At 71.7% G+C, this 24,835-nt stretch carries 24 protein-coding genes and 2 tRNA genes; 18 read left to right on the top strand and 8 right to left on the bottom strand.

The window, feature by feature from the left end; all coding sequences use genetic code 11:
- The first annotated feature begins 143 nt into the window (after positions 1-143).
- The 4 genes from ACF06X_RS21790 (at position 144) to ACF06X_RS21775 (ending at position 3,357) form a co-directional block, all read left to right on the top strand.
- Positions 144-1,253 (top strand): SDR family oxidoreductase, encoded by a 1,110-nt coding sequence (locus ACF06X_RS21790; RefSeq protein WP_392288899.1) that lies wholly within the window; start codon positions 144-146, stop codon positions 1,251-1,253.
- 78 nt (positions 1,254-1,331) lie between these two features.
- Positions 1,332-1,793: a molybdenum cofactor biosynthesis protein MoaE gene (locus ACF06X_RS21785; protein WP_391934923.1), complete on the top strand. Its 462-nt coding sequence runs from the start codon at positions 1,332-1,334 to the stop codon at positions 1,791-1,793.
- Between the two features lie 161 nt (positions 1,794-1,954).
- Entirely contained in the window at positions 1,955-2,194 is a 240-nt protein-coding gene (locus ACF06X_RS21780) for a hypothetical protein (RefSeq protein ID WP_392288898.1), read from the top strand.
- Positions 2,195-2,268: 74 nt separating this feature from the next.
- The gene (locus ACF06X_RS21775; RefSeq protein WP_392288897.1) at positions 2,269-3,357 is read left to right on the top strand and encodes a PDZ domain-containing protein; all 1,089 of its coding nucleotides are present in this window, start codon (positions 2,269-2,271) and stop codon (positions 3,355-3,357) included.
- Positions 3,358-3,407: 50 nt separating this feature from the next.
- Here ACF06X_RS21775 and ACF06X_RS21770 read toward each other — a convergent pair whose 3' ends face one another.
- Positions 3,408-3,962, bottom strand: coding sequence for a PPA1309 family protein (locus tag ACF06X_RS21770; RefSeq protein ID WP_392288896.1), 555 nt, complete (start codon positions 3,960-3,962; stop codon positions 3,408-3,410).
- 135 nt (positions 3,963-4,097) lie between these two features.
- Between ACF06X_RS21770 and ACF06X_RS21765 the strand changes: the two genes are divergently transcribed.
- The 4 genes from ACF06X_RS21765 (at position 4,098) to ACF06X_RS21750 (ending at position 9,463) form a co-directional block, all read left to right on the top strand.
- On the top strand, positions 4,098-7,076 hold the full coding sequence (locus ACF06X_RS21765) for a UPF0182 family protein (protein WP_392288895.1): 2,979 nt from the start codon (positions 4,098-4,100) through the stop codon (positions 7,074-7,076).
- 41 nt (positions 7,077-7,117) lie between these two features.
- Positions 7,118-7,191: transfer RNA gene (locus tag ACF06X_RS21760), tRNA-Met, on the top strand.
- A 204-nt stretch (positions 7,192-7,395) separates the two neighbouring features.
- A complete protein-coding gene (locus ACF06X_RS21755) occupies positions 7,396-9,333 on the top strand; it encodes a tetratricopeptide repeat protein (protein ID WP_392288894.1) in 1,938 nt (645 codons plus the stop codon).
- 56 nt (positions 9,334-9,389) lie between these two features.
- Positions 9,390-9,463: transfer RNA gene (locus ACF06X_RS21750), tRNA-Met, on the top strand.
- A 146-nt stretch (positions 9,464-9,609) separates the two neighbouring features.
- Here the strand turns inward: ACF06X_RS21750 and ACF06X_RS21745 are convergent.
- Positions 9,610-10,029, bottom strand: a complete 420-nt coding sequence (locus ACF06X_RS21745) for a Fur family transcriptional regulator (RefSeq protein WP_392288893.1) — start codon at positions 10,027-10,029, stop codon at positions 9,610-9,612.
- Between the two features lie 173 nt (positions 10,030-10,202).
- On the opposite strand from ACF06X_RS21745, the gene ACF06X_RS21740 reads away from it, so the two are divergent.
- Positions 10,203-11,654: a catalase gene (locus tag ACF06X_RS21740; protein ID WP_392288892.1), complete on the top strand. Its 1,452-nt coding sequence runs from the start codon at positions 10,203-10,205 to the stop codon at positions 11,652-11,654.
- 67 nt (positions 11,655-11,721) lie between these two features.
- Here ACF06X_RS21740 and ACF06X_RS21735 read toward each other — a convergent pair whose 3' ends face one another.
- Positions 11,722-12,123 (bottom strand): cyclic nucleotide-binding/CBS domain-containing protein, encoded by a 402-nt coding sequence (locus ACF06X_RS21735; protein WP_392288891.1) that lies wholly within the window; start codon positions 12,121-12,123, stop codon positions 11,722-11,724.
- A 233-nt stretch (positions 12,124-12,356) separates the two neighbouring features.
- On the bottom strand, positions 12,357-13,157 hold the full coding sequence (gene hisN / locus ACF06X_RS21730) for a histidinol-phosphatase (protein ID WP_392288890.1): 801 nt from the start codon (positions 13,155-13,157) through the stop codon (positions 12,357-12,359).
- Positions 13,158-13,263: 106 nt separating this feature from the next.
- Between hisN and ACF06X_RS21725 the strand changes: the two genes are divergently transcribed.
- Positions 13,264-14,034 carry a TetR/AcrR family transcriptional regulator gene (locus ACF06X_RS21725; protein WP_392288889.1) on the top strand — a complete coding sequence of 257 codons (771 nt, stop codon included), beginning with the start codon at positions 13,264-13,266 and terminating at the stop codon, positions 14,032-14,034.
- On the opposite strand, the gene ACF06X_RS21720 is transcribed toward ACF06X_RS21725, so the two are convergent.
- The 4 genes from ACF06X_RS21720 to ACF06X_RS21705 all read right to left on the bottom strand — a co-directional run bounded on the left by ACF06X_RS21720 (position 13,926) and on the right by ACF06X_RS21705 (position 17,412).
- A complete protein-coding gene (locus ACF06X_RS21720) occupies positions 13,926-14,249 on the bottom strand; it encodes a DMT family transporter (RefSeq protein WP_392289044.1) in 324 nt (107 codons plus the stop codon). The genes ACF06X_RS21725 and ACF06X_RS21720 overlap by 109 nt on opposite strands.
- Before the next feature lie 93 nt (positions 14,250-14,342).
- The gene (rsgA, locus tag ACF06X_RS21715; RefSeq protein ID WP_392288888.1) at positions 14,343-15,356 is read right to left on the bottom strand and encodes a ribosome small subunit-dependent GTPase A; all 1,014 of its coding nucleotides are present in this window, start codon (positions 15,354-15,356) and stop codon (positions 14,343-14,345) included.
- 3 nt (positions 15,357-15,359) lie between these two features.
- A complete protein-coding gene (gene aroA / locus ACF06X_RS21710) occupies positions 15,360-16,697 on the bottom strand; it encodes a 3-phosphoshikimate 1-carboxyvinyltransferase (RefSeq protein WP_392288887.1) in 1,338 nt (445 codons plus the stop codon).
- 28 nt (positions 16,698-16,725) lie between these two features.
- Positions 16,726-17,412, bottom strand: coding sequence for a M50 family metallopeptidase (locus ACF06X_RS21705; protein ID WP_392288886.1), 687 nt, complete (start codon positions 17,410-17,412; stop codon positions 16,726-16,728).
- Between the two features lie 51 nt (positions 17,413-17,463).
- Between ACF06X_RS21705 and ACF06X_RS21700 the strand changes: the two genes are divergently transcribed.
- From ACF06X_RS21700 to def, 8 genes are all read left to right on the top strand, one after another.
- Entirely contained in the window at positions 17,464-18,279 is an 816-nt protein-coding gene (locus ACF06X_RS21700) for an SOS response-associated peptidase (protein WP_392288885.1), read from the top strand.
- A gap of 113 nt (positions 18,280-18,392) precedes the next feature.
- The gene (locus ACF06X_RS21695; protein ID WP_392288884.1) at positions 18,393-19,037 is read left to right on the top strand and encodes an alpha/beta family hydrolase; all 645 of its coding nucleotides are present in this window, start codon (positions 18,393-18,395) and stop codon (positions 19,035-19,037) included.
- 242 nt (positions 19,038-19,279) lie between these two features.
- Positions 19,280-19,936 (top strand): sigma-70 family RNA polymerase sigma factor, encoded by a 657-nt coding sequence (locus ACF06X_RS21690; protein ID WP_189600590.1) that lies wholly within the window; start codon positions 19,280-19,282, stop codon positions 19,934-19,936.
- Positions 19,933-20,232: a mycothiol system anti-sigma-R factor gene (rsrA, locus tag ACF06X_RS21685; protein ID WP_392288883.1), complete on the top strand. Its 300-nt coding sequence runs from the start codon at positions 19,933-19,935 to the stop codon at positions 20,230-20,232. The genes ACF06X_RS21690 and rsrA overlap by 4 nt, the downstream gene beginning before the upstream one ends.
- Positions 20,233-20,378: 146 nt before the next feature.
- A complete protein-coding gene (locus ACF06X_RS21680; RefSeq protein ID WP_392289043.1) occupies positions 20,379-21,767 on the top strand; it encodes an HD-GYP domain-containing protein in 1,389 nt (462 codons plus the stop codon).
- The gene (locus ACF06X_RS21675) at positions 21,764-23,023 is read left to right on the top strand and encodes an HD-GYP domain-containing protein (protein ID WP_392288882.1); all 1,260 of its coding nucleotides are present in this window, start codon (positions 21,764-21,766) and stop codon (positions 23,021-23,023) included. Before ACF06X_RS21680 ends, ACF06X_RS21675 begins: the two co-directional genes overlap by 4 nt.
- Positions 23,024-23,102: 79 nt before the next feature.
- Positions 23,103-24,083: a hypothetical protein gene (locus ACF06X_RS21670; RefSeq protein ID WP_158990267.1), complete on the top strand. Its 981-nt coding sequence runs from the start codon at positions 23,103-23,105 to the stop codon at positions 24,081-24,083.
- A 60-nt stretch (positions 24,084-24,143) separates the two neighbouring features.
- Positions 24,144-24,773, top strand: coding sequence for a peptide deformylase (def, locus tag ACF06X_RS21665; protein ID WP_392288881.1), 630 nt, complete (start codon positions 24,144-24,146; stop codon positions 24,771-24,773).
- Positions 24,774-24,835 lie beyond the last annotated feature (62 nt).

Here is a 24,835-nt window from a genome sequence, read left to right as displayed (position 1 = left end):
CCCGCTACACACCACCAGCGTAGACATCCGGGCCGGATATGGGCTCGGTGCTCCGCCGGGCCGTGGCCTGCGGCAGGATGGACGCCACCTGGTACGTACGTGTCATTCGTGTACGTACTGAAGACAACCGCTGGAGACGCCCGGTGAGTTCCCCAGATCCTCAGGTTCGCGCAGCGCGAAACATCTCAACCCGGTCCGTCGGCCGCGGGCCCGTGGTCGCGGTGACCGGCGCCGCTTCCGGGGTCGGCGACCTGCTGACCAGGCGCCTCGCGGCGTCCGACGAGATCAAGCAGGTCGTCGCGATCGACGAGCGCCGGGGCGAGGTGTCCGAGGCGCAGTGGCACATCCTCGACGTCCGCGACCCCGCGATCGCCGAGAAGCTGCGCGGCGTGGACGTGGTCGTGCACCTCGCCGTCGACCTCGACCTCGAGTCGGACGCGGCCGCCCGAACGGCCTACAACGTACGCGGCGCGCAGACCGTCCTCACCGCCGCCGCGGCGGCCGGGGTCCACCGGGTGGTGCTCTGCACCTCCGCCATGGTCTACGGCGCCCTGCCCGACAACGACATCCCGCTCTCCGAGGACGCCGAGCTGCGGGCGACCGCCGAGGCCACCGGCGTCGGCGACATGCTGGAGATCGAACGGCTCGGCCGCCGCGCGCCCCGCGCCCACCCCGGCCTGCACGTCACCGTCGTCAGGCCCGCCGTCCTGGTCGGTGGTACGGACACGGCGCTGACCCGCTACTTCGAGTCCCCCCGGCTGCTCGTGGTCGCCGGATCCCGTCCCACCTGGCAGTTCTGCCATGTCGAGGACCTCGTCAGCGCCCTGGAGTACGCCGCCCTGGAGAAGGTCGAAGGCGAGTTCGCCGTCGGCTGCGACGGCTGGCTCGAGCAGGAGGAGGTCGAGGAGCTCTCCGGGATCCGGCGCATGGAGCTGCCCTCCGCCGTGGCGCTCGGCGCGGCGGCCCGGCTGCACCGGATCGGACTCACCCCGTCCCCGGCGGGCGACCTGGCGTACACCATGCACCCCTGGGTGGTCAGCGTCGGGCGGCTGCACGACGCGGGCTGGCGGCCCCGGTGGACCAACGAGGAGGTGCTCGCCGCGCTCCTGGAGGAGGTCGAGGGCCGGCACACGCTCGCGGGCCGCCGACTCGGGCGCAAGGACGCCACGGCGGCGGGCGCGGCGGGCGCGACGGTCGCCCTGCTCGGCACGGCGGCGCTGGTCAGGCGGGCACGGCGGCGGCGCGGCCTGTAGGACCCTCCTACGGAGGGACGGGTCCACCGGTCGAAAACGCTATTCCGCGATGTCCGTGCCGTGCGGCACCATGGCCCCATGGCACGAACCAACGACCACCCCGGCGAGCAGGCCGCCGCCGACCCGATCAAGCTCCTCGCGATCCGCGACACCCCGCTCTCGGTCGACGAGGTCTTCCGGGCGGTCGGCGACGACGCGGCCGGCGGGACGACGCTCTTCGTCGGCACCGTGCGCAACCACGACGGCGGAGCCGATGTCGACACGCTCGGGTACTCCTGCCACCCCTCCGCCGAGGCCGAGATGCGCCGGGTCGCCGAGAAGGTCGTCGCCGACTACCCGGTCCGCGCCCTGGCCGCCGTCCACCGGGTGGGCGATCTGGAGGTGGGCGACCTCGCGGTCGTCGTCGCGGTCTCCTGCCCGCACCGCGGGGAGGCCTTCGAGGCCTGCCGCAAACTGATCGACGACCTCAAGCACGAGGTCCCGATCTGGAAGCACCAGACCTTCTCCGACGGCACGGAGGAGTGGGTCGGAGCCTGCTGAGCCCCGCCTCTCCGCCGGCACACCGCGCCGACCCCCTGTAGTCGAACGCCCGATTTGCGTAACCGTCCCCCCGGCAGCAGCGTTGATCGTGCAGATCGTTAATCTGCTGATCGACCGGATCCCGGTCGATTGCGGTGGCTCATTGGGGATGGGAGGTCGGGATGGCAGCGCTGGCCTGGTTGCTGATTCCGCTTTTCGCCGTCGTCGGCGCGGCTATATGGGGAAGCTGGACCACGAGGAACAAGACCATCGGGGACGTCGCCGAGCTCGCCGGCTACGCCCGGTTCCGGGACGCGATGGAGCGTTCCCATTCCGGTGCCGAAGGCGCCGACCGCGAGATGACGTCGACGGCCTCCCCGTCCGCCCCGTCCTCCGTACGCAGTAGCCACGTCTCCGGCTGACTTCCGCTCGCCGGCCGCCTCGTACGGCCCCGCCCCACGGGTGCACTCACGGACCGGTCCCGTACTGTCGTTCCATGCCACGCCGCACTGCGACGATGCTCGCCTCCACTCTGGTCCTGATCACTCTGCTCTGTGTGGGCGTCTTCGTACCGGTGCCGTACGCCGAGATGAGCCCGGGACCCACCGTCAACACCCTCGGTGAGGTCAAGGGAGAGCCGGTCCTCCAGATCGCGGGTCGTCAGACCTACCCCACGGACGGGCACCTCAACATGACGACGGTCCGCGTCACCAGCGCGGACTACCGGATGAACATGGTCGAGGCGGTCTACGGCTGGCTCGCCCACGACAACGTGGTCGTCCCCAAGGAGACCCTCTACCCGGACGGCAAGACCGAGGAGCAGTCGAGCCAGGAGAACGCCGAGGAGTTCTCCCAGTCCCAGGAGAGCGCCAAGGTCGCCGCCCTCCGCGAGCTGGGCATCCCGGTGACCACCCGGGTCGTCGTCGCCTCCGTGGTGAAGGACAGCCCCGCCCAGGGCACCCTGCACGCCGGGGACGTGATCAAGGCCGTCGACGGCGTGCCCGTGAAGGAGCCCGGGGACGTCGCCAAGCAGGTCACCACGCACAAGCCCGGCGAGAAGGTCGAGTTCAGAATCGTCCCCGCCAAGGAGGCGGCCGCGGCCGAGAAGGCCGGCAAGGAGCCCACCGCCACCCGCGAGGTCACGATCACCACCGCGAAGTCCCAGGAGGGCGACCGGGCGATCGTCGGCATCCAGGCCGGCACCGACCACGTCTTCCCGTTCACGATCGACATCAAGCTCGCCGACGTCGGCGGTCCCAGTGCCGGGCTGATGTTCGCGCTCGGCATCGTCGACAAGCTGACGCCCGGCTCCCTCACCGACGGCAGGTTCATCGCCGGTACGGGCACCATCGACGAGAAGGGCGAGGTGGGCCCGATCGGCGGCATCGAGATGAAGCTGGTCGGCGCGCGCGAGGCCGGCGCCCGGTACTTCCTCACCCCGGCCGACAACTGCGAGTCCGCCGCCTCCGACATCCCCGACGGTCTCACCCTCATCAAGGTGGACACCATCGACGACGCGACGAAGTCGCTGGAGAAGCTCCGCAAGGGCGACACCGCGAACCTGCCCAGCTGCTCCAAGAGCTGAGCGACCGGTCCGGGAGCGGGCGCCCCGCCCCCGGACCGGCTCTTCCAGGGTCAGGACTCGAACGTCGCCGCCAGGGCGTCCGCGAGGCCCGGCACCAGGTCGGCCCCCGTCAGCACCTCGTTCGGCGAGTCCTTCTCCCGCAGCCGGATCGCCGCCTCACGGGCGCCGTTGCGCAGCACCGCCACCGTCATGCGGACCTCCTGGCGGTCCGGGTGCCGGGCCACCCACTTCGCCAGCGCGGCCTCGTTCAGGCCGTCCGGCACGGACGCCTCCGCGGACGGCGGCAGCATCAGCCGCTCGACCGTCAGCGCGCAGCCGGCCACCGCGTCGGGCCAGGCGATGGTGCCGAGGAACTCGTCGAGGGGCTTCCCGGCCGGCAGCTCCTCCTGCTCGATCGGGGTGAACGCGGCGGCTTCGCCGCCCGCGAGGCCGAGCTGCGAGGCCAGCCCCGGCTCCTGGGCGCGCAGCCGGGCGGTGTCGACCAGGGCGAAGAGCCGGGCGGGCCGGTCCCAGCCCAGACCGGAGGCGTACTCGTCGATCTCGAGCACCGCGCGGGTGAGGGGGCTCGCGGCCATGGGGGTGCCGGAAGGGGAAACGTTGGACATGGGGAACATCCTGCCTCTTCATGCCCCGAAGACGGGAACTAGGTAAAGCTTCAGTAAGTTGCACCAGTGGGCTCTACGATCGCGGAGCCTGCTTATCGACGCATCAACCTCGAGGGGCGCACGTTGGCTTTCCAGATGCCGGACCGCGGAGGCGGCGGAGGCCCGTCAGGGCCAAGGATCAGAGTCGGCCGGCCGTCCCGGCGGGCCCGCACCCTGCTCATGACACTGGGCGTGCTGGCCGTCCTGGCCATGCTGTTCGTCATGTTCGCCGGGTTCTGGACGGACTGGCTCTGGTACCGCTCGGTCCAGTACTCGTCCGTGTTCACCACGACCCTGTGGACCAAGATCGGCCTCTTCGCCGTCTTCGGTCTCCTGATGGGGCTCGCGGTCGGGCTCAACATCTGGCTGGCGCACCGGCTCCGGCCGCCGCTGAGCGCGATGTCGCTGGAGCAGCAGAGCCTCGACCGGTACCGCATGGGTCTGGCTCCCTACAAGAAGTGGGTGCTGCTCGCGATCACCGCCCTGGTGGCCCTGATCGCCGGCGCCTCGGCCTCCGGCCAGTGGCGGACCTGGCTGATGTGGGTGAACGGCGTGCCGTTCGGCCAGAAGGACCCGCAGTTCCAGCTGGACGTGGCGTTCTACGCCTTCGACCTGCCCTGGTACCGCTTCCTGCTCGCCTTCGGCTTCGCGGCCACCATCCTCTCGCTGATCGCCGCCGCGATGACCCACTACCTCTACGGCGGGCTGCGCGTCACCAGCCCCGGCGCGCGCGCCACCGCCGCCGCGACCGGTCACCTGTCGGTGCTGCTCGGCGTCTTCGTCTCGCTGAAGGCCGTGGCGTACTGGCTCGACCGGTACGGCCTGGCCGTGAAGTCCAGCGACTTCAAGGCGGCGGGCAACTGGACGGGCCTGCGATACGTCGACGCCAACGCCTATCTCCCGGCGAAGACGATCCTCTTCTGCATCGCCGTGATCTGCGCCGTGCTGTTCTTCGCGACGTTGTGGCGCCGCACCTGGCAGCTGCCGGTGATCGGCTTCGGGCTCATGGTCCTCTCGGCGATCCTGATCGGCGGCCTGTACCCGGCCATCGTGCAGAAGTTCCAGGTCCAGCCGAACGAGCAGGCCAAGGAAGCGCCGTACATCCAGAAGAACATCGACGCGACCCGCAAGGCCTACGACATCGCCGGGACGGAGCCGGAGAACTACTCGGGCAAGTCCACGGTCAAGGCCAAGGACCAGCTGCGCACCGACGCCGACACGGCGGCCAGCTACCGGCTGATCGACCCGAACATCGTCTCGCCGACGTTCCAGCAGCTGGAGCAGAAGCGGAAGTACTACCAGTTCCCCACCACCCTCGACGTCGACCGCTACAAGGGCCAGGACACCGTCGTCGGCCTGCGTGAGCTCAACATCAAGGGCATCCCGAAGCGGAACTGGATCAACGACCACTTCACGTACACCCACGGCTATGGCGCGATCATGGCCGCGGGCACGCAGACGGATGCCAACGGCTCCCCGATCTTCACCGAGGCCGGCCTGCCGACCACCGGGACGCTCGGCCCGTACCAGCAGCGGATCTACTACGGCGAGAAGACCGACCAGTACTCGATCGTCGGCGGGCCGCAGAAGGAGCTGGACTACGAGGAGAACGGCGAGAAGACCACCAGCTACGAGGGCAGGAGCGGGGTCAACCTCTCCAACGCCTTCAACCGCGCCGCCTACGCGGTCGCGTTCAGCGAGCCGCAGATCCTGTACTCGGGGGCCATCGGCGAGGGTTCGCGGATCCTCTACAACCGCACCCCCAAGGAGCGCGTCGAGGCGGTCGCACCCTGGCTGACCATCGACGGCGACGCCTACCCGGCGGTCGTCGGCGGCAAGATCCAGTGGATCGTCGACGCGTACACGACGACGAACGGCTATCCGTACGCCTCGCGCACCACGCTCGGCGCCACCACGGCGGACTCCCTGACCGTGGGCAACCAGCAGCGCGCGGTCGTGGCCCAGCAGAACCAGGTCAACTACATCCGCAACTCGGTCAAGGCCACCGTGGACGCCTACGACGGCACGGTGACGCTCTACCAGTGGGACAAGAACGACCCGGTCCTGAAGACGTGGATGAAGGCGTTCCCGGACACCGTGCAGCCACGCGAGACGATCAAGCCGGAGCTGATGCAGCACCTGCGCTACCCGCAGGACATGTTCAAGGTCCAGCGCGAGCTCCTCACCCGGTACCACGTGAAGGACCCGGCGCAGTTCTACAGCGGCTCGGACGCCTGGCAGGTGCCGGACGACCCGACCACCAGGGAGGGCAGCGCCGTCCCGCCGTACTACCTGAGCATGAAGATGCCCGGGGACGACACCCAGCGGTTCTCGCTGACGACGACGTTCACCCCGAACGGGCGGCCCAACCTGGGCGGCTTCATGGCGGTCGACGCCGACGCCGGCAGCAAGGACTACGGCCGTATAAGGCTGTTGAGAGTCACCTCGGACGTCCCCGGACCCCAGCAGGTGCAGAACAAGCTCAACAGCCTCCCGTCCGTGGCCACTTTCGTCCGGGACATGAAGGGTGCCGACTCCGACATCCTGTACGGCAACCTGCTGACCGTGCCGCTCGACGGAGGCTTCCTCTACGTCGAGCCGGTGTACGCCCAGGGCCGCAACGCGCAGTACCCGCTGCTGAAGAAGGTCGCGGTGTCGTACGTGGACGCGGACCAGCCGGACGGTGACACGACCAAGGACACCACGGTGTTCGAGAACAACTTCACCGACGCCCTGAACGCGGTCTTCGGGGTCGAAGGAGCGACGCCGCCTCAGCAGCCCGAGGAGCCCGGCACCACTCCGCCGACGACGCCGACCACCAACGACGCCGCCCTGAAGAAGGCCATCGCCGACGCGCAGAAGGCGTACGACGACGGTGAGGCGGCGCTGCAGAAGGGCGACTGGACCGCCTACGGCAAGGCGCAGGAGGCCCTGCAGAAGGCGCTCCAGCAGGCGGCGGACGCCGGCGCCAAGCTGAAGCCGGAGACGGGCAAGAGCGGCGACAAGCCGGCCGGGAACACGGCGCCCAAGCCGTCGACCACCCCGTCCACCAGCGCGAGCCCGCCGAGCGGATGACGGACTCCACCCCATGTCGTGGTACCTTTACGGAACAACGACGCGGGGTGGAGCAGCTCGGTAGCTCGCTGGGCTCATAACCCAGAGGTCGCAGGTTCAAATCCTGTCCCCGCTACTGAAGGCAAGGGCCCGGATCCATCAGGATCCGGGCCTTTGTCGTGCTCGGAGGGCGCCGCGCGCCCCCGAAGAGCGCGACGGGCGGGGCGACTTGGGGTGAGACGTGTTTGACTTGTCACTCTGTGGGCATGTCGACAAAACGCTGAAGTGACCTCACTGGCTGCGGTATACCAGGTGTACGCGCGTTGCGGGTGGTGCGACGATGGAATTTATGGGGGACAGGGCAACTCTGTTGGATACGGGGCGGTTTGTGCGGCGGCACGCCCAGCGTGCCGCGGATGACATCATCGAGGCCGCGGTGGCCGTCGATGAGACCGTCGACACCACCGCCGAGAACGAGAACGAGACCGAGACCGAGGCGCGCCACCGACGTGCCGCCGAGCGCGGCGACGCCGCGTCCATGAGCGTGCTCGGCGCGCTGCTGCTGCGCAGGGGGGACCTGGACGGCGCCGAGCCGTACCTGCGCGGCGCCACCGCCGAGGGGGACCGCGCCGCCGCCAACAACCTGGGCGTGCTGCTGCATCAGCGCGGATACGCCGAGGAGGCCGCGGGCTGGTGGCGGGTCGCCGCCGTCGCGGGCTCCGCGCCCGCCGCCCACGCGCTCGGCCGCTACCACCGCGAGCGCGGCGACGAGCCCGCCGCCGAGTACTGGCTGCGCCAGTCCGCCGAGCAGGGCCACGCCCTGGGCGCCTATGCCCTCGCCGAGCTGCTGGAACACCGCAGCGACGTCGGCGCGGAGCGCTGGCTGCGCGCCGCCGCCGAGCAGGGCCACCGTGAGGCCGCCTACCGGCTGGCGCGCACCCTCGAAGCCCGTGCCACCGGCACGGCGGACGGGGCCGCCACGGCCCCGCACGGCACCGGGACGCGGCTGCGGGCCGCGACGGCGCCCGACGGCGCGGGCGGCCCGGGCAGCGGGCCGTCGGGTGGTGGTGAGCTGGCCGAGGCCGAGCAGTGGTACCGGCAGGCCGCGGCGCGGGGGCACCGGCGGGCCGCGCTGCACCTCGGCGCGATCCTGGAGAAGCGCGGTGAGCTGAAGGAGGCCGGCCGCTGGTACCTCAGCTCGGCCAAGGAGGGCGAGGCGAAGGCCGCCTGCGCGCTCGGCTTCCTGCTGCGCGACGCCGGCGACGAGGAGAGCGCCGCCGTGTGGTGGCTGCGCGCCGCCCAGGACGGCGACGGCAACGCTGCCAACGCGCTGGGCGCCCTGCACGCGGCCCGGGGCGAACAGCAGACCGCCGAGCGCTGGTACCGCGCCGCCATGGACGCGGGCGACGTGAACGGGGCGTACAACCTCGGGCTGCTCTGCGCCGCCCAGGACCGCACACAGCAGGCCGAGCAGTGGTACCGCCGGGCCGCCTACGCGGGTCACCGCGAGGCGGCCAACGCGCTCGCCGTGCTGCTCCTCCAGGCCGGGGACGCGGGCGGCGCGGAGCCGTGGTTCTCCAAGGCCGCCGAGGCCGGCAGCGTGGACGCCGCCTTCAACCTCGGCATCCTCTACGCGGGTCGCGACGACGACCGTACGGCGCTGACCTGGTACGAGCGTGCCGCGGCGGCCGGGCACACCGAGGCGGCCCTCCAGGTCGGCATCGCCTGCCTGCGGGACGGCGACGAGCAGGCCGCCGAGCGGCACCTGCGGTGCGCGGCGGGCGGCGGGAGCGCCGAGGCCGCGTTCCGCCTCGCCACCGTCCTCGACGCCCGCCGCCCGGAGCCCGCCCCGCCCGCGCTCGGCGCGCCGCGCGAGGAGAAGACCGAGTGCGAGGAGTGGTACGAAAGGGCCGCCCAGCAGGGGCACCGGCGCGCGCAGGTACGGGTGGGCATGCTGGCCGCCGCCCGCGGTGACGTGGCCGAAGCGGCCCACTGGTACCGCGAGGCGGCCGAGGCGGGCAGCCGCAACGGCGCCTTCAACCTCGGGCTGCTGCTCGCCCGCGAGGGCAGCGAGCGCGAGGCGGCCCTGTGGTGGACCCGCGCCGCCCGCGCCGGACACGGGCGCGCGGCCCTGCGGCTCGCGCTGCTCGCGGCGCGCCGGGGCGAGCTGACGGAGGGGCGGCGCTGGTGCGCCCGCGCCGTGGAGCTGGGCCCCGCCGAGGTGGCCGAGCGCGCCGCACGGCTGAGCGAGGCGCTCCATCAGGAGCTGACCGCGTAGTGGCTGATCAACGATTTGCGCTGGTGGTGGGCGTCCCGTAAGGTTGGGTTCACCGACGCGGGGTGGAGCAGCTCGGTAGCTCGCTGGGCTCATAACCCAGAGGTCGCAGGTTCAAATCCTGTCCCCGCTACTCAGTAGCAACGAAGGCCCGGATCCAGTCACTGGATCCGGGCCTTCGTCGTGACCCATCCACATCACCGGTGTCGCCGATCCACGAAAAAGCCCCCGGACCGAAGTCCGGGGGCTTTCGTGTGTGGGTCTCAGGGCGTGTGGGTCTCAGGCGGTCGTGGCGCAGTTCGGGCAGACCCCTCGGTACGTGACCTCGACGTCCGAGATCGTGAAACCGAAGCGCTCCGTGTCCGGCAGGTCCGCCAGCGGGTTGCCCGCCGGATGGACGTCGCGGATCATGCCGCAGCGGCCGCAGACCAGGTGCTGGTGCGGTCGGTGGGCGTTCGGGTCGTACCGCTTCGCGCGGCCGTCCGTCGCGACCTCCATGACCTCACCGAGGGTGACCATCTCGCCCAGCGTGTTGTAGACGGTCGCCCGGGAGATCTCGGGCAGCCGCTCCACGGCGCGGGCGTGGACCTCGTCGGCGGTCAGGTGTACGTGATCCCCGTCGAGGACCTCGGCCACCACACGCCGCTGCGCGGTCATCCGCCAGCCGCGGCCGCGCAGTCGTTCCAACAGGTCACTCATGGGGACCAGCCTAACAGTGGAGGGACCCAGGTCCCGAACGGGTGTGACTTTGGAAGTTCACTTGACTTAGACAATGTCTATCGTAGGATCAATCCTGGCATTGGCCAAGGGCTCCCACAGGGGCATGGACGGCCGAGGGACAGGACTTGCAGGAAATGACGCAGGAGGCGCACGTGACGCAGGGACCGCTCACAACGGAGGCCGGCGCGCCGGTCGCCGACAACCAGAACAGCGAGACGGCGGGCGTCGGCGGTCCCGTCCTCGTCCAGGACCAGCTCCTCCTCGAGAAGCTCGCCCACTTCAACCGCGAGCGGATCCCGGAGCGCGTGGTCCACGCGCGTGGCGCCGGCGCGTACGGCACCTTCACGCTCACCCGCGACGTCTCGCAGTGGACGCGCGCCGCGTTCCTCTCCGAGGTCGGCAAGCAGACCGAGACGTTCCTGCGCTTCTCCACCGTCGCGGGCAACCTCGGTGCGGCCGACGCGGTGCGCGACCCGCGCGGCTGGGCGCTGAAGTTCTACACCGAAGAGGGCAACTACGACCTCGTCGGCAACAACACCCCGGTGTTCTTCATCAAGGACGCCATCAAGTTCCCGGACTTCATCCACACCCAGAAGCGCGACCCGTACACGGGCTCCCAGGAGGCGGACAACGTCTGGGACTTCTGGGGCCTGTCCCCCGAGTCGACCCACCAGGTGACCTGGCTCTTCGGCGACCGCGGCATCCCCGCCTCGTACCGCCACATGAACGGCTACGGCTCGCACACCTACCAGTGGAACAACGAGGCCGGCGAGGTCTTCTGGGTCAAGTACCACTTCAAGACCGACCAGGGCATCAAGAACCTCACACAGGACGAGGCCAACAAGCTCGCCGGTGAGGACCCGGACAGCCACCAGCGCGACCTGCGCGAGGCCATCGAGCGCGGTGACTTCCCGTCCTGGACCGTGCAGGTCCAGATCATGCCGGCGGCCGAGGCGGCGAACTACCGCTTCAACCCGTTCGACCTGACCAAGGTGTGGCCCCACGCGGACTACCCGCCGATCGAGATCGGCAAGCTGGAGCTCAACCGCAACCCGGAGAACATCTTCGCCGAGGTCGAGCAGTCGATCTTCAGCCCCGCGCACTTCGTGCCGGGCATCGGCCCGTCCCCGGACAAGATGCTCCAGGGCCGTCTCTTCGCCTACGGCGACGCCCACCGCTACCGCGTCGGCATCAACGCCGACCACCTGCCGGTGAACCGCCCGCACGCCACCGAGGCGCGCACCAACTCCCGTGACGGCTTCCTGTACGACGGCCGCCACAAGGGCGCGAAGAACTACGAGCCCAACAGCTTCGGCGGTCCGCACCAGATCGACCGCCCGCTGTGGCAGCCGGTCCCGGTGACCGGTGTGACCGGCGACCACGCCGCCCCGATCCACTCCGAGGACAACGACTTCGTCCAGGCGGGCAACCTCTACCGCCTGATGTCCGAGGACGAGAAGGGCCGTCTGATCGACAACCTCGCGGGCTTCATCGCCAAGGTGTCGCGTGACGACATCGCCGAGCGCGCGATCAACAACTTCCGCCAGGCGGACGGCGACTTCGGCAAGCGGCTCGAGGCCGCGGTCCAGGCCCTGCGCGGCTGAGGACGCTTGTCGTAGAAAGAGAGGGCCGGACTTCCTCACGGAAGTCCGGCCCTTTCGCGTCGTGGCGTCAGCCGGCCAGCTCGTGCGTGCGCCGATGCGCCGGGGTCCAGCAGCGGATGATGTCGCGCACCGAGACGATGCCCACGGGGCCCGTCCCGTCGAGCACGACCAGATGACGGAACCCGCCGTGGGTCATGGCCGCCGCGGCCTCCTCCAGGGTCCATGTCGGCGCGGCGAAGACGACGTTGTTGGTGGTGTGGGCCCCGACCGTCTCCAGGTCGGGGTTCTGGTCCGCGCCGATCGAGTTGAGGATGTCGCGCTCGGTGAGGATGCCGAGCCCGCTGGTGTCGGTGTCCAGGACTATGGCCGCGCCGACCCGGCGGGCCGACATCAGCCGGGCCGCCTGGCGAAGGGTGTGGGCGGGTCCGAGGGTCAGGGCCAGCGTGCTCATGGCGTCACGGACGAGCATGTATGGAGCCACCTCCTTGGCGAACAGGTTCCGCCTTCAACGAGAACCGATTCACAAGTTCACAAGTGGGGGGACTCTTAGAGTGGCATCGGGTGACCGGCTCAACAAGGGGGCGCGCAAGGCGTCCGTGGGGGCGCCCGGGGCGCCCGTGGTGGTGGGTGCGGTCGGTGCGGTGGTGAACGCGGTGGAGCGCGGACCGACGCGGTTGAACGCGGACGAACGGGGCCGGGCGGTCAGCCCTTCTGGTTCAGATAGCTCAGCAGTTCGCCGTGGAGCAGCCCGTTCGACGCCGCCGCGTTGCCGCTGTGCGGGCCGTGCTGCCCGTCCAGGCCGGTGAAGGTGCCGCCCGCCTCCTGGACGATGATCGCCGTCGCCGCCATGTCCCAGAGGGACAGTTCCGGCTCGGCGCAGATGTCCACCGAGCCCTCGGCCACCATCATGTACGGCCAGAAGTCGCCGTACGCCCTCGTCCGCCAGCACGCGCGCGCGAGGTCGAGGAAGCCGTCGAGCCGCCCCTGCTCCTCCCAGCCGCTCAGCGAGGAGTACGCGAAGGAGGCGTCCGCGAGGTCCGAGACCTTCGAGACGTGGATCCGGGTCGCCGAGGTCAGGCTGCGGCCGGTGTAGGCCCCCGCGCCCTTCGCCGCCCACCAGCGGCGGCCCAGCGCCGGCGCCGAGACCACGCCCACGACCGGCTGGAAGCCCGTGTCGCCGGCCTCCATCAGCGCGATCAGCGTGGCCCAGACCGGCACACCGCGGACGTAGTTCTTCGTGCCGTCGATCGGGTCGATCACCCAGCGGCGCGGGCCCGTGCCCTCGACGCCGTACTCCTCGCCGAGGATCGCGTCGCGCGGCCGCGCCCGCTGGAGCTGACCCCGGATCAGCTCCTCGGCGGCCTTGTCGGCCTCGCTCACGGGCGTCATGTCCGGCTTGGTCTCGACCTTCAGGTCGAGCGCCTTGAACCGGTCCATGGTGGCCGCGTCGGCGGCATCCGCGAGGACATGGGCGAGACGCAGATCATCGTGGTAATCGGCCATGGTCGAAACTCTATCCCCCGAAGGAGCGTGGGCCCACGAGAGCCCTTGACAGTGCGTGGCGGCCCGTCAACTCTGTGCGCAGAACCGTTCTGGCCGGGAGGCGACGATGCCTACTGCCCGTGATGCCCTGCTCGACGCCGCGCTCACGGCCGTCGCGCTGCTGCCCTGGTCCGCGGTCCGGATGGTCGACGTCGCGTCCGCCGCGGGCGTCTCGCGGCAGACCCTCTACAACGAGTTCGGCAGCAAGGAGGGGCTCGCCCGCGCTCTGGTACGGCGCGAGGCGGACGCCTATCTGCGGGGCGTGGAACGGATCCTGGCCCGGCCGCTCCCGCCCGAGCGGAACGTCGCCGCCGTCGCCGAGTGGACCGTCACGGAGGCGGGCGCCCGCCCGCTGCTGCGGGCCCTGCTCACCGGCTGCTGGGGCGAGCGGCTCCCGGCGCCCCGGCCGGCCAGGGCCGGTGCGCGGGCCTCGGCGGTCCCCGCCCAGCGGCGGGCCGACGCGGGTGTGCCCTCGCCCACGGACCTGCTCGGGCAGGTCCGCGACCGGGCGGCGACGGCGCTGGTCGAGGGAGAGGGCGGATGGGCCGAGGACGCGGAGCGGGCGCTGCGGTGCTGCGAGGTCGTCATGCGCCTCGCCCTCTCCTACGTCGTCGCCCCGGGACACACGATCGCGGCCGGCGCGGTCCCGGCGAACGCCGCCCTGCGGGATCGTGCGGCGCGGGACCAGGCCGTGCGGGACCGTGCAGCGCGGGACCAGGCCGCGCGGGATCAGTGGGCGGAACCGGAGAGCTGGAGGCCGACGACGCCCACGATCACCAGCGTGATCGAGACGATCTTCAAGGTGGACACGACGTCGCCGAGGAAGACCATGCCGTAGATCGCCGTGCCCGCCGCGCCGATGCCCGTCCACACCGCGTACGCCGGACCGACGTCCAGCTTGCGCAGGGCGAGCGTCAGCAGGCCGAAGCTGCCCAGGGCGAAGGCGGCGAAGGCGACCGTCGGCCACAGCCGGGTGAAACCATGGGAGAGCTTGAGGCAGACCGCGAACCCGGTCTCCAGAATCCCGGCGACCACCACCAGCAGCCACGCCATCGTCAGTGCCTCCCACGCCCGTCGGTGACTGCTTCGTCGCACTTGGTGCGATTATGCCCTTGCCAAGGGTGGCCGACCGCAAACGTGCGCGACTCAGTCGCCCTCGCGTCGTTCCCGGGTGGCGAGCAGCCGCCGCAGCGAATTCAGCCGCGCCGGGTCGGCGTGCCCCTCGGCCACCCACGCGTCCAGCGCGCAGTCCGGCTCGTCGTGGCCGCAGGCCCGCGGACAGCCTTCCGTCCCCGGTACGAGGTCGGGGAAGGCGTGGATCACGCGGGACGGATCCACGTGGTTCAGTCCGAAGGAACGCACGCCCGGGGTGTCGATCACCCAGCCGCCCTCGGGGTCGTTCAGCGGCAGGGCGAGGGCCGAGGTGGTGGTGTGCCGGCCGCGTCCCGTGACCGCGTTGACGACACCGGTGGTCCGCCGGCGGTCCGCCGGCACCAGCGCGTTGACGAGAGTCGTCTTGCCGACGCCGGAGTGGCCGACGAACGCCGTGGTCCGCCCCTTCAGGTGCTCATGGACCCGCTCGGCGGCGACCCCGTCCACGAACTCGTCGCGCGTGGTGACCACATACGGCACGCCCAGCGCGCCGTACTTCTCCAGGAGTTCGTCCGGCGGGGCCAGGTCCGACTTCGTCAGGACCAGGAGCGGGGTCAGCCCGCCGTCGTACGCGGCGACCAGGCAGCGGTCGATCAGCCGGGGCCGGGGCTCGGGGTCGGCGAGCGCGGTGACGATCGCCAGCTGGTCGGCGTTGGCGACGACCACGCGCTCGAACGGATCGTCGTCGTCGGCCGTGCGGCGTAGGACGGAGCTGCGCTCACCGATCCGTACGATCCGGGCCAGCGTGTCCTTCTCGCCGGACAGGTCGCCGACGATCGAGACCCGGTCGCCGACGACGGCGGCCTTGCGGCCCAGCTCGCGCGCCTTCATCGCCAGCACGACCCGGTCGTCCACCAGGCACGTGAGCCGGCCCCGGTCCACGGTGAGGACCATGCCCTCGACCGCGTCCTCGTGCTTGGGGCGGATGCTGGTACGGGGACGGTTGCCCTTGCGGTTGGGCCGCTGGCGGATGTCGTCCTCGTCGGTGTGCTTCCCGTAACGCCGCATGGCTCAGGCTCCGAGCATTTCGGTCCACATCCTCGGGAAGTCGGGCAAGGTCTTGGCCGTCGTCGCGACGTTCTCGATCTCCACACCCTTGACCGCGAGGCCGATGATCGCGCCCGCCGTCGCCATCCGGTGGTCGTGGTACGTGTGGAAGACACCGCCGCGCAGCGGGCGCGGGCGGATGTGCAGACCGTCCTCGGTCTCCGTCACATCGCCGCCGAGCCCGTTGATCTCCTGGGTCAGAGCGGCCAGGCGGTCCGTCTCGTGGAGCCGCAGATGGGCGACGCCGCGCAGCGTCGAGGGGGAGTCGGCGAGGGCCGCGACCGCCGCGATGCCCGGGGTCAGCTCGCCGACCTCCCCCAGGTCGACGTCGATGCCGTGGATCCGGCCGGTGCCCGTGAAGGTGAGCCCCGCCTCCGTCAGCTCGCAGGAGCCACCCATCTCGGTGAAGATCTCGCGCAGCGCGTCACCGGGCTGGGTGGTCCGGTCCGGCCAGTCCGGGACGGTGACCCGGCCGCCGGTCACGAGGGCCGCGGCCAGGAACGGCTGGGCGTTGGACAGATCGGGCTCGACGACCAGGTCACGGCCGAGCAGCGCGGAGGGCGAGACCCGCCAGACGTTCGGCTCGCCGCCCGTCTCCGGCTCGTCGACCTGGGCGCCGACCACCCGCAGCATGTCCACGGTCATCCGGATGTGCGGCAGGGAGGGAAGCTTCGCGCCCACATGGCGTACCTCCACCCCCTGGTTGAAGCGGGGCGCCGAGAGCAGCAGGGCGCTGACGAACTGGGAGGACGAGGAGGCGTCGATCTCCACCGGGCCGCCGTCCAGGGCGCCGCCTCCGTGCACGGTCATCGGCAGCGCGCCGCGCCCGTCGTCGTCGATCCGGGCGCCCAGCGCGCGCAGCGCGTCGATCACGCCGTGCAGCGGGCGCTCGTGCGAACGGGCGTCGCCGTCGAAGTGCACGGGGCCGTCGGCGAGGGCGGCGACCGGCGGCAGGAAGCGCATGACCGTGCCGGCGTTGCCGACGTCCACGGTCGCCGGGCCGCGCAGTGCGGCCGGAATGATCCGCCAGGCCTCGCCCGTGCCGTCCGGGCCCACGCCTTCCTCGATCTTCACGCCGAGGGTGCGCAGCGCCTCGGCCATCAGCAGCGTGTCGCGGGAGCGCAGCGGGCGGCGCAGCCAGCCCGGTTCGGCGGCGAGCGCGGCCAGGACCAGGCCGCGGTTGGTGACCGACTTGGATCCGGGCACGGTGACGGTCGCGTCGACGGCGCCACTCGCGTACGGGGCGGGCCAGGGGTCGGAGGTCGGGGCGGCGTGCTCGGAGTGCGCGGAGCTTTCGGTCATGCCCTCACTTTAGTGGGGCCCACACCGACTAGAGCCCCAGCAGCCAGCGGCCTCCGCCGATCAGGGAACAGATCGAGACCGCGTGGAAGAGGAAGAGCCACATCACCGGGTGGACATGGGTGAGGCGGGCGAGCTGGTCGGCGTCGGAGTCCGGCGCCCCGCCGTGCCGGCGTTTGGCCTGGAGCTCGAAGACGGGGCGGACCCCGCCGAGGAGCAGGAACCAGACGAAGGAGTACGCGAACGCCGACTGCACGTCCGGTCCGGTCAGCCAGGAGACCAGGAAGAAGGTGCCACCCGTGAGGACGACGGTGAGCGCGCCGTACGCGTTGCGGATCATCACCAGCATGACGAGCAGCAGCGCCGTGGCCACCCACAGCAGGAGCGTGATCCGGTGGGCGGCGAGCAGCCAGGCGCCGCCGAGGCCGAGCAGCGACGGCGCGGTGTAGCCGGCGGCGGCGGTCAGGATCATGCCGATGCCGGTGGGGCGGCCTCGGCTGACGGTGAGCCCGCTGGTGTCGGAGTGCAGCCGGATGCCCTGGAGGCGGCGGCCGGTGAGGAGCGCGATCAGGCCGTGGCCGCCCTCGTGGGCGATGGTGACGGCGTTGCGCGAGAGGCGCCATATCGGGCGGGGCGCGGTGGCCGCGAGGGCGGCGAGCGCCGTCGCGATCACCAGCCACAGTTCGGGGGCGGGCTGGGTGCCGAGGACTTCGGTCATTTTCTGGACGGCTCCTCAGCGTGGGTGGCGGATCGTGGCAGTGTGGCACGTATGTGCGGACGGTATGCGGCGAGTCGTAGGCCCGAGGACCTGGTGGGAATCTTCGGGGTCGAGAAGTGGGAGCCCGAGGAGACCCTCGCTCCCGACTGGAACGTAGCCCCCACCAAGGAGGTCCACGCGGTTCTGGAGCGTCCTCTGAAAGACGCGGAATCGCCGCGTCCGGTTCGCCAGCTGCGGACGCTGAAGTGGGGTCTCGTGCCGTCCTGGTCCAAGACGCCCGAGGGCGCGGCCCGGATGATCAACGCGCGGGCCGAGACGGTGGACGAGAAGCCCTCCTTCCGGCGGGCGTTCCAGGCGCGGCGGTGCATCCTCCCCGCGGACGGTTATTACGAGTGGGTGACCGGGGCGGGCGAGCGGGAGCTGGAGGTCGAGGGGAAGAAGAAGCGGCCGCGGAAGCAGCCGTACTTCGTGACCCCGGCGGACGGGTCGGTCTTCGCGATGGCGGGGCTCTACGAGTTCTGGCGGGACCCGACCCTGCCGGACGACCATCCGGCGGCGTGGTGGGTGACGTGCTCCGTCCTCACCACGGAGGCGGACAAGGGGCCGCTGGGCGTGGCGCCGGAGGACGGCCCCCGGTCGCTCGCCGACATCCACCCGCGGATGCCGCTGATGCTGACGCCGGACCGGTGGGACGCGTGGCTGGACCCGCGCCGTACCGACCCGGACGAGCTGAAGGGCCTCCTCACGCCGCCGCCGGGAGGGCTGCTGCGCGCCTATCCGGTGGCGACGGCGGTGAGCAACGTCCGCAACAACGGCCCGGAGCTCCTCAAGGAGCTGGACGGCCCGGAGATCGGCACGTTGTTCTGAGGCCTCGGGGTTTCTGGGCCTCGGGGTTTCTGAGCCACGGGGTTTCGAGGTCCGGCGGTTCCGACGCCTCGGGCTTCCGGCACCTCGGCGGCGCGCGCGGCAGGATGGGCTCCATGAGTCGTACGGAGATCGCGGAGATCGTGGGGACGGAAGCCGGGGACGCGCGGATCACCTGGCACACAGGGAGGAAGCCGTGGGCGGTGCTGGCCCTCGGCCACGGCGCCGGCGGCGGGATCGAGGCCCGGGACCTGGTCGCCCTCGCCGCCGCGCTGCCCGGCGAGGGGGTGAGCGTCGCCCTCGTGGAGCAGCCCTGGCGGGTGGCCGGCAAGAAGGTGGCGCCCGCGCCCAAGACCCTCGACACCGGCTGGCGCGGCCTCTGGCCCGCCCTGGCGAAGCCGGGGCTCCCGGTGATCGCCGGGGGCCGCAGCGCCGGCGCCCGGGTCGCCTGCCGCACCGGCGCGGAGCTGGGCGCCGCCGCCGTGCTCGCCCTGAGCTTCCCGCTGCACCCGCCGGGCAGGCCCGAGCGGTCCCGCGCCGACGAACTCCTCGGCACCGGCCTGCCGACCCTCGTCGTCCAGGGCGGCAACGACCCCTTCGGGAAGCCCGAGGAGTTCCCCGGAGGCGATCACCGGCTCGTCGAGGTGCCGTACGGCGATCACGGCTTCGCCGTCCCCAAGAAGGCGGCCCTCACCCAGGACGAAGCCCTCGGTCTGATCACCCGCGAAGTCGCCGCGTGGGTCGCGTCACTCCGTTCCTGACGGCGGGAATGTGGAGCACGCGACCACGGTTGTGACGCATGTCGGTGTGAAGAGCAAAGGAAGAGGGAGTCCGTCGCATGGGTTCGACCATCTGCCCCGCGCGTCCGCAGGCCGCTGACCTCGAGTGGACGGTGCTGCCCGCGGCCAAGGTCGCCCCTATTCCGGCGGCGGGCGGAGCGGTTCCTCGTCTATCCTCCGAAACGAGCGGGTCCGCATTCGGGTTCGCCGTAGCGCTGGAGGAGGTGGGTCCGGTCACTGGGACCGACACAGGGACCGACGAAGGCCCCGAGGAGACGACCGCGGAGCGCAACGCGCGCTTCGAGCGGGACGCTCTCGGCTACCTCGACCAGATGTACTCCGCCGCGCTGCGTATGACGCGTAACCCCGCGGACGCGGAGGATCTCGTGCAGGAGACGTACGCCAAGGCGTACGGCTCCTTCCACCAGTTCCGCGAGGGGACCAACCTCAAGGCGTGGCTGTACCGCATTCTCACCAACACCTTCATCAACTCGTACCGCAAGAAGCAGCGTGAGCCCCAGCGCAGCGCTGCCGAGGAGATCGAGGACTGGCAGCTCGCCCGCGCCGAGTCGCACATGTCCACCGGACTGCGCTCCGCCGAGTCGCAGGCCCTCGACCACCTGCCGGACTCCGACGTGAAGGAAGCGCTTCAGGCGATCCCCGAGGAATTCCGCATCGCCGTCTATCTGGCGGACGTGGAGGGCTTTGCGTACAAGGAGATCGCGGACATCATGGGGACACCCATCGGTACGGTGATGTCCCGACTGCACCGGGGCCGCCGCCAGTTGCGCGGCATGCTCGAGGACTACGCCCGCGACCGCGGGCTCGTTCCCGCGGGCGCCGGAGAGTCGTCGAACGATCTGAAAGGCTCGGGCTCATGAGCTGCGGAGAGCCGCACGAGACGGATTGCTCAGAGGTCCTGGATCATCTCTACGAGTTCCTCGATCATGAGATGCCCGACAGCGACTGCACCAAGTTCGAGGTCCACTTCGAGGAGTGCTCCCCGTGCCTGGAGAAGTACGGCCTGGAGCAGGCGGTGAAGAAGCTCGTCAAGCGCTGCTGCGGCAGTGACGACGTGCCCACCGATCTGCGGGCCAAGGTGATGGGCCGGATCGACCTCATCCGCTCGGGCCAGGTGGTGCCCGAGCAGGACGTGACGGCGACCGCCCAGGAGTGACACACCCCGGACGCTTCCGAGGGCCGCCGCGATCTGATCGCGGCGGCCCTCACGCATAGATCAGTTTGTATCACCCGAAGGTGCGAATCGGCCGCCGACGGCCCGCCCGCCCCGCCCAACTCGCTAGCGTGATCCGGGTGATGGGCGTGAAGGCGATTCCACCTGCGGCACGTGCGTACATCGGCTGCGCCCTCCTCGGCGCCGCCGGATGCGTCCTGCCGGCGCTGCGCCCCGGCGCGCAGACCCCCTGGACCGCCGTCGCACTGCTCGCCGCCCTCTACGCCGTCTGCGAGCTGCCCACCCACTGCCGGCTGCTCGGCAGGGCGCTCGGCGGCTCGGCGCCCATGGGAGCCGGCTCCTTCTTCCCCGTCCTGCTCGCCTCCGCCCTGCTGCTGCCGCCCGCCGCCGCCGCGCTCACCGCGCTGCCGGGCGCGCTCCTGGCCCGCGTCGAGCGACGACCGGCCGGAGTCCGCCGGGCGTGGCGGACGGCCCAGCTCGTGATCGCCGTCTGGTCCGCCGCGCTGGTCGCGGGCGCCCTGCACGGCGACCTCGCCCTCGGCCGGGGACCGCGGCCGCCCGACTTCCCGTACGTCCTGCTGCCCGCCGCGGCCTGCGCCCTCACCTTCTGCCTGGTCCTGACCGCGCTCGACGGCGGCGTCCGGACCCTGGCCGAGAGGGTCCCGCCGCGCACCGCCTGGCACGGGCTCGGGCGGGCGCTCGCCCCGCACGCGGTGCACGGCCTCGCCGGGCTGATGATGGCGGTGCTCTGGCGCAGCACGTACGGCCCGGTCGCCGCGCTCTTCGTCCTGCTGCCGATGTACATCTCCTGCTGGGTCTTCGCCCAGTACCACCGCGAGCGCGCCGCGCACCAGGCGACGATCCGGGCGCTCGTCCAGGCCGTCGACATCAAGGACCGGTACACCCGCGGACACAGCGAACGGGTCGGCCGCGCCTCCATGCTGATCGCCCGTGAGCTCGGGATGGAGGAGGACCGCCTGGAGGTCGTGCGGTTCGCCGGGATCCTGCACGACGTGGGGAAGCTCGGCGTGCCGACCCGGGTGCTGCGGAAGGACGGGCCGCTGACCCCGGAGGAGCGCCGGATCATCGAACTGCATCCCGAGTACGGACACGAGATGGTCCGGGGCATCGGCTTCCTCGGAGAGGCGCGGTCGGCGATCCTCCACCACCACGAACGGATGGACGGCAGCGGCTACCCGTACGGGCTCAGCGGGTCCCAGATCCCCGAGTTCGCCCGGGTGGTGGCGGTCGCGGACGCCTTCGACGCGATGACCTCGACCCGCTGCTACAGCCGGGCCCGGCCGGTGGAGAAGGCGGTGGCCGAGCTGGAGCGGTGCGCGGGCACGCACTTCGACCCGCGGATGGTACGGGCCCTGGTGCGGGCGCTCGGCCGGCACGGCTGGTCGACGGCGGTCACCTCCGACGAGCCCGGCCCGCCGCCCCCCGGCGTCCCACCGACCCGGGCCCCCGGCGGTCGGGCGGACGGTGTCGTCGCGCCGCGGCGGGGCCGGGCGTGAGGGCCGGGGCGACGGTTCTCGGCGCGGTGCACGGGGCCGCGCTCGCCCTCACCGTCGCCGGGTTCGCCGGCACCCTCTGGAACGGCGTCGACGAGCCCGGCAACGCCCTCGCCTTCGGCGTCCTCATCGCGCTCGGCGAGCTCGCCCGCTGGGGCGCCCTGCCCGGCGAGCGGGAGCCCGCGCCGCTCGCCTCCGCCGGAGCCCTCGCGTACGCCCTGCTCGGCCAGAGCGCGGGCGGCACCACGAGCCACGGCGTCCTCCAGATCGTCGCCGTCGTCGTCGCCGGCGGGCTCGTCGGACTCGTCCCGCACATCGCCCGCGGCACCGGCCCCGACCTCGACCACCTGGCCCGGCGGATCCTCACCGTCGGCTTCGCCGCCCTCTGCTTCCAGCCGCTCTACAACGCCGGCGCGGTCACCACGGTCCTCGGTCACGGCCCCTCCTACGCCCTCTTTCTGCTCCTCCTGCTCCTGCTCACCGCCCTGTGCGACGCCGTCCTCGCCGCCCTCATGCTGCGGGCCCGCAAGGGCTACCCGTACGGCCCCCTGCTCCGCGACGAGCTGCGGGCCCTGCTCGGCATCGGCTCCGCCGTCTGCGCCACCGGCGCCGTGATGGCCCTCGGCGTGGCCGTCGCCGGGCTGTGGGCGCTGCCCGTCTTCTGCGTCCCGCTCCTCCTCACCCAGGTGTCCTTCCGCCGGTACACCGCCGTGCGCACCACCAACCGGCAGACCATCGCCTCCCTCGCCCGCGCCACCGAGATCGCCGGCTACACCCCGCCCGGGCACGCCCGCCGCGTCGCGGCGCTCAGCGGCGCGGTCGGGCGCGAGCTCGGCCTCTCCGGAACCGACCTGACCGTCCTGGAGTACGCGGCGCTCATGCACGACATCGGGCAGCTCTCCCTCGTCGACCCCGTGCCCGAGGGGGCCACCGCCCTCCTCCCGGCCGAGGAGCAGCGCCGGATCGCGCTCCTCGGCGGCGCCGTCGTCCGCCAGACCGGCGTCCCCGCGGCCGTGGCCGTCATCGTGGAGCGCCAGGCCGACCCGTACCGGGAGCAGCCCCTGCCGGCCCGGATCGTCCGTACCGTCAACGCCTACGACGACCTCGCCGCGGGCAGCGCCGGCGGGGCGCTCACCGCCCTGGAACGGCTCCGCCTCGCCACCGCCCGCGACCACCACCCCGAGGTCGTCGAATCCCTCGCCCGTGTCCTCGCACGCGGCGGGGGAGTGGCGAGCATCGGCCCCGTGCCTCCTGGGTAACCCATGGGTAATGAGCGCGCGTCCAACCGGGCATGGTTGGATGCGAACAAGAGGGTGAAGCGACCGGCAGGCGGGAAACGTGAGGATCTTCGGGAAGGTACGGCATCGGCCCTCCGCCTCGTGGCGGCAGGCCACCGACCGCGCGTTCACGCTGATCGGTGACGGCCGGTACGAGGACGCGGGCGCGCTGCTGACGCGCGCGGCGGACCTGGAGCCCTGGCTCTCGGAGTCCTGGTTCAACCTGGCGCTGCTGCACAAGTTCCGGCACGACTGGGAGCAGGCGCGGGCCGCCGGGCTGCGCGCCGTCGCGCTCCTCGACAAGGAGACCGGCGCCCCGGACTGGTGGAACGTCGGCATCGCCGCCACCGCGCTCCAGGACTGGCCGCTGGCCCGCCGCGCCTGGCAGGCGTACGGCCTGAAGGTGCCCGGGGCCTCCGCGGGCACGGGCGAGCCGGCCGGGATGGACCTGGGCAGCGCGGCCGTCCGGCTCTCGCCCGAGGGTGAGGCCGAGGTCGTGTGGGGCCGCAGGCTCGACCCGGCCCGTATCGAGGTGCTCTCCATCCCGCTGCCGTCCTCCGGCCGCCGCTGGGGCGAGGTCGTCCTGCACGACGGGGTGCCCAACGGCGAGCGGACCACCACCGCCGGTCCTTCCTATCCGGTCTTCGACGAGATCGAGCTGTGGGCTCCCTCACCCGTCCCGACCTGGGTGGTCCTCCTGGAGGCCGCCACCGAGGCCGACCGGGACGCGTTGGAGCAGCTCGCCGCCGACGCGGGCTTCGCCGCCGAGGACTGGTCCTCCTCCGTCCGGCTGCTCTGCCGCGCCTGCTCGGAGTCGACGATGCCCAGCGCCGAGGGCGAGGGCGAGCACCTGGACCCGCACGACCACAGCGAACCGGGCCATCCCGGACCGCTGGGCCACCGCTCGCCGGGCGAGCTGTGGGTGCCCGAACGCGAGTGCGGCATCGCCGCGCCCGTCGGCCTGGTCCGCGGGCTCCTGGACGGGTGGGTCGCCGACAGCCCGGACAGCCGTGAGTGGCGGGATCTCGAAGAAGTCTGCTGACGGCTGGCCGTAGGCTGTACGGGATCGATTACCGGGGTTCTAGGAAGGCGTGCGGCGGACATGGCGCAGCAGGAGACGGACGAGCAGATCAATGACGGCTTCGTCGTCGACACGGAGGACTGCGAGGCACGGGAGCTCGCGTACCGCGAGCGTGGCACGGCCCGCCCGATCACGGTCGTGGGCAACCCGGTGCTCCACCGGGAGTGCAAGGACGTCACCGAGTTCGACGACAAGCTCGCGGCGCTGATCGACGACATGTTCGCCAGCCAGAAGGCGGCCGAGGGCGTGGGCCTGGCCGCCAACCAGATCGGTGTGGACCTCAAGGTCTTCGTCTACGACTGCCCGGACGACGAGGGCGTGCGGCACACCGGTGTCGTGGTCAACCCGGTCCTGGAGGAGCTGCCGGCCGAGCTGCGGGTCCTGGACGAGTCCAACGAGGGCTGCCTGTCCGTGCCGACCGCCTACGCCGAGCTGGCCCGCCCGGACTACGCCGTGGTCCGCGGCCAGGACGCGCAGGGCAACCCGATCAAGGTCCGCGGCACCGGCTACTTCGCCCGCTGCCTCCAGCACGAGACGGACCACCTGTACGGCTACCTCTACATCGACCGGCTCTCCAAGCGGGACCGCAAGGACGCGCTCCGGCAGATGGCCGAGGGCACGCCTCGCTACGAGACCGTGCCGAACGACTGATCCGCGTACTGATCCGCGTACGGCGAAGGGCCCCGCGTTCCTCGGAACGCGGGGCCCTTCCT

Origin of the sequence: Streptomyces sp. NPDC015346 (genome assembly GCF_043078785.1) — a bacterium.
GTDB lineage: Bacteria > Actinomycetota > Actinomycetes > Streptomycetales > Streptomycetaceae > Streptomyces.
Note: the sequence above shows the minus strand (reverse complement) of the source record. Positions and strands in the feature narration are given on the sequence as shown.

Coding starts and splice junctions, on each gene's coding strand:
- ACF06X_RS21755 (WP_392288894.1), top strand. CDS start 7,396: ATGGAATTTATGGGGGACAGGGCAACTCTGTTGGATACGGGGCGGTTT.
- ACF06X_RS21745 (WP_392288893.1), bottom strand. CDS start 10,029: ATGAGTGACCTGTTGGAACGACTGCGCGGCCGCGGCTGGCGGATGACC.
- ACF06X_RS21720 (WP_392289044.1), bottom strand. CDS start 14,249: ATGGCGTGGCTGCTGGTGGTGGTCGCCGGGATTCTGGAGACCGGGTTC.
- aroA (WP_392288887.1), bottom strand. CDS start 16,697: ATGACCGAAAGCTCCGCGCACTCCGAGCACGCCGCCCCGACCTCCGAC.
- ACF06X_RS21775 (WP_392288897.1), top strand. CDS start 2,269: ATGCCACGCCGCACTGCGACGATGCTCGCCTCCACTCTGGTCCTGATC.
- ACF06X_RS21735 (WP_392288891.1), bottom strand. CDS start 12,123: ATGCTCGTCCGTGACGCCATGAGCACGCTGGCCCTGACCCTCGGACCC.
- rsgA (WP_392288888.1), bottom strand. CDS start 15,356: ATGCGGCGTTACGGGAAGCACACCGACGAGGACGACATCCGCCAGCGG.
- ACF06X_RS21695 (WP_392288884.1), top strand. CDS start 18,393: ATGAGTCGTACGGAGATCGCGGAGATCGTGGGGACGGAAGCCGGGGAC.
- rsrA (WP_392288883.1), top strand. CDS start 19,933: ATGAGCTGCGGAGAGCCGCACGAGACGGATTGCTCAGAGGTCCTGGAT.
- ACF06X_RS21700 (WP_392288885.1), top strand. CDS start 17,464: ATGTGCGGACGGTATGCGGCGAGTCGTAGGCCCGAGGACCTGGTGGGA.
- ACF06X_RS21785 (WP_391934923.1), top strand. CDS start 1,332: ATGGCACGAACCAACGACCACCCCGGCGAGCAGGCCGCCGCCGACCCG.
- ACF06X_RS21705 (WP_392288886.1), bottom strand. CDS start 17,412: ATGACCGAAGTCCTCGGCACCCAGCCCGCCCCCGAACTGTGGCTGGTG.
- ACF06X_RS21780 (WP_392288898.1), top strand. CDS start 1,955: ATGGCAGCGCTGGCCTGGTTGCTGATTCCGCTTTTCGCCGTCGTCGGC.
- def (WP_392288881.1), top strand. CDS start 24,144: ATGGCGCAGCAGGAGACGGACGAGCAGATCAATGACGGCTTCGTCGTC.
- ACF06X_RS21770 (WP_392288896.1), bottom strand. CDS start 3,962: ATGTCCAACGTTTCCCCTTCCGGCACCCCCATGGCCGCGAGCCCCCTC.
- ACF06X_RS21765 (WP_392288895.1), top strand. CDS start 4,098: ATGCCGGACCGCGGAGGCGGCGGAGGCCCGTCAGGGCCAAGGATCAGA.
- hisN (WP_392288890.1), bottom strand. CDS start 13,157: ATGGCCGATTACCACGATGATCTGCGTCTCGCCCATGTCCTCGCGGAT.
- ACF06X_RS21725 (WP_392288889.1), top strand. CDS start 13,264: ATGCCTACTGCCCGTGATGCCCTGCTCGACGCCGCGCTCACGGCCGTC.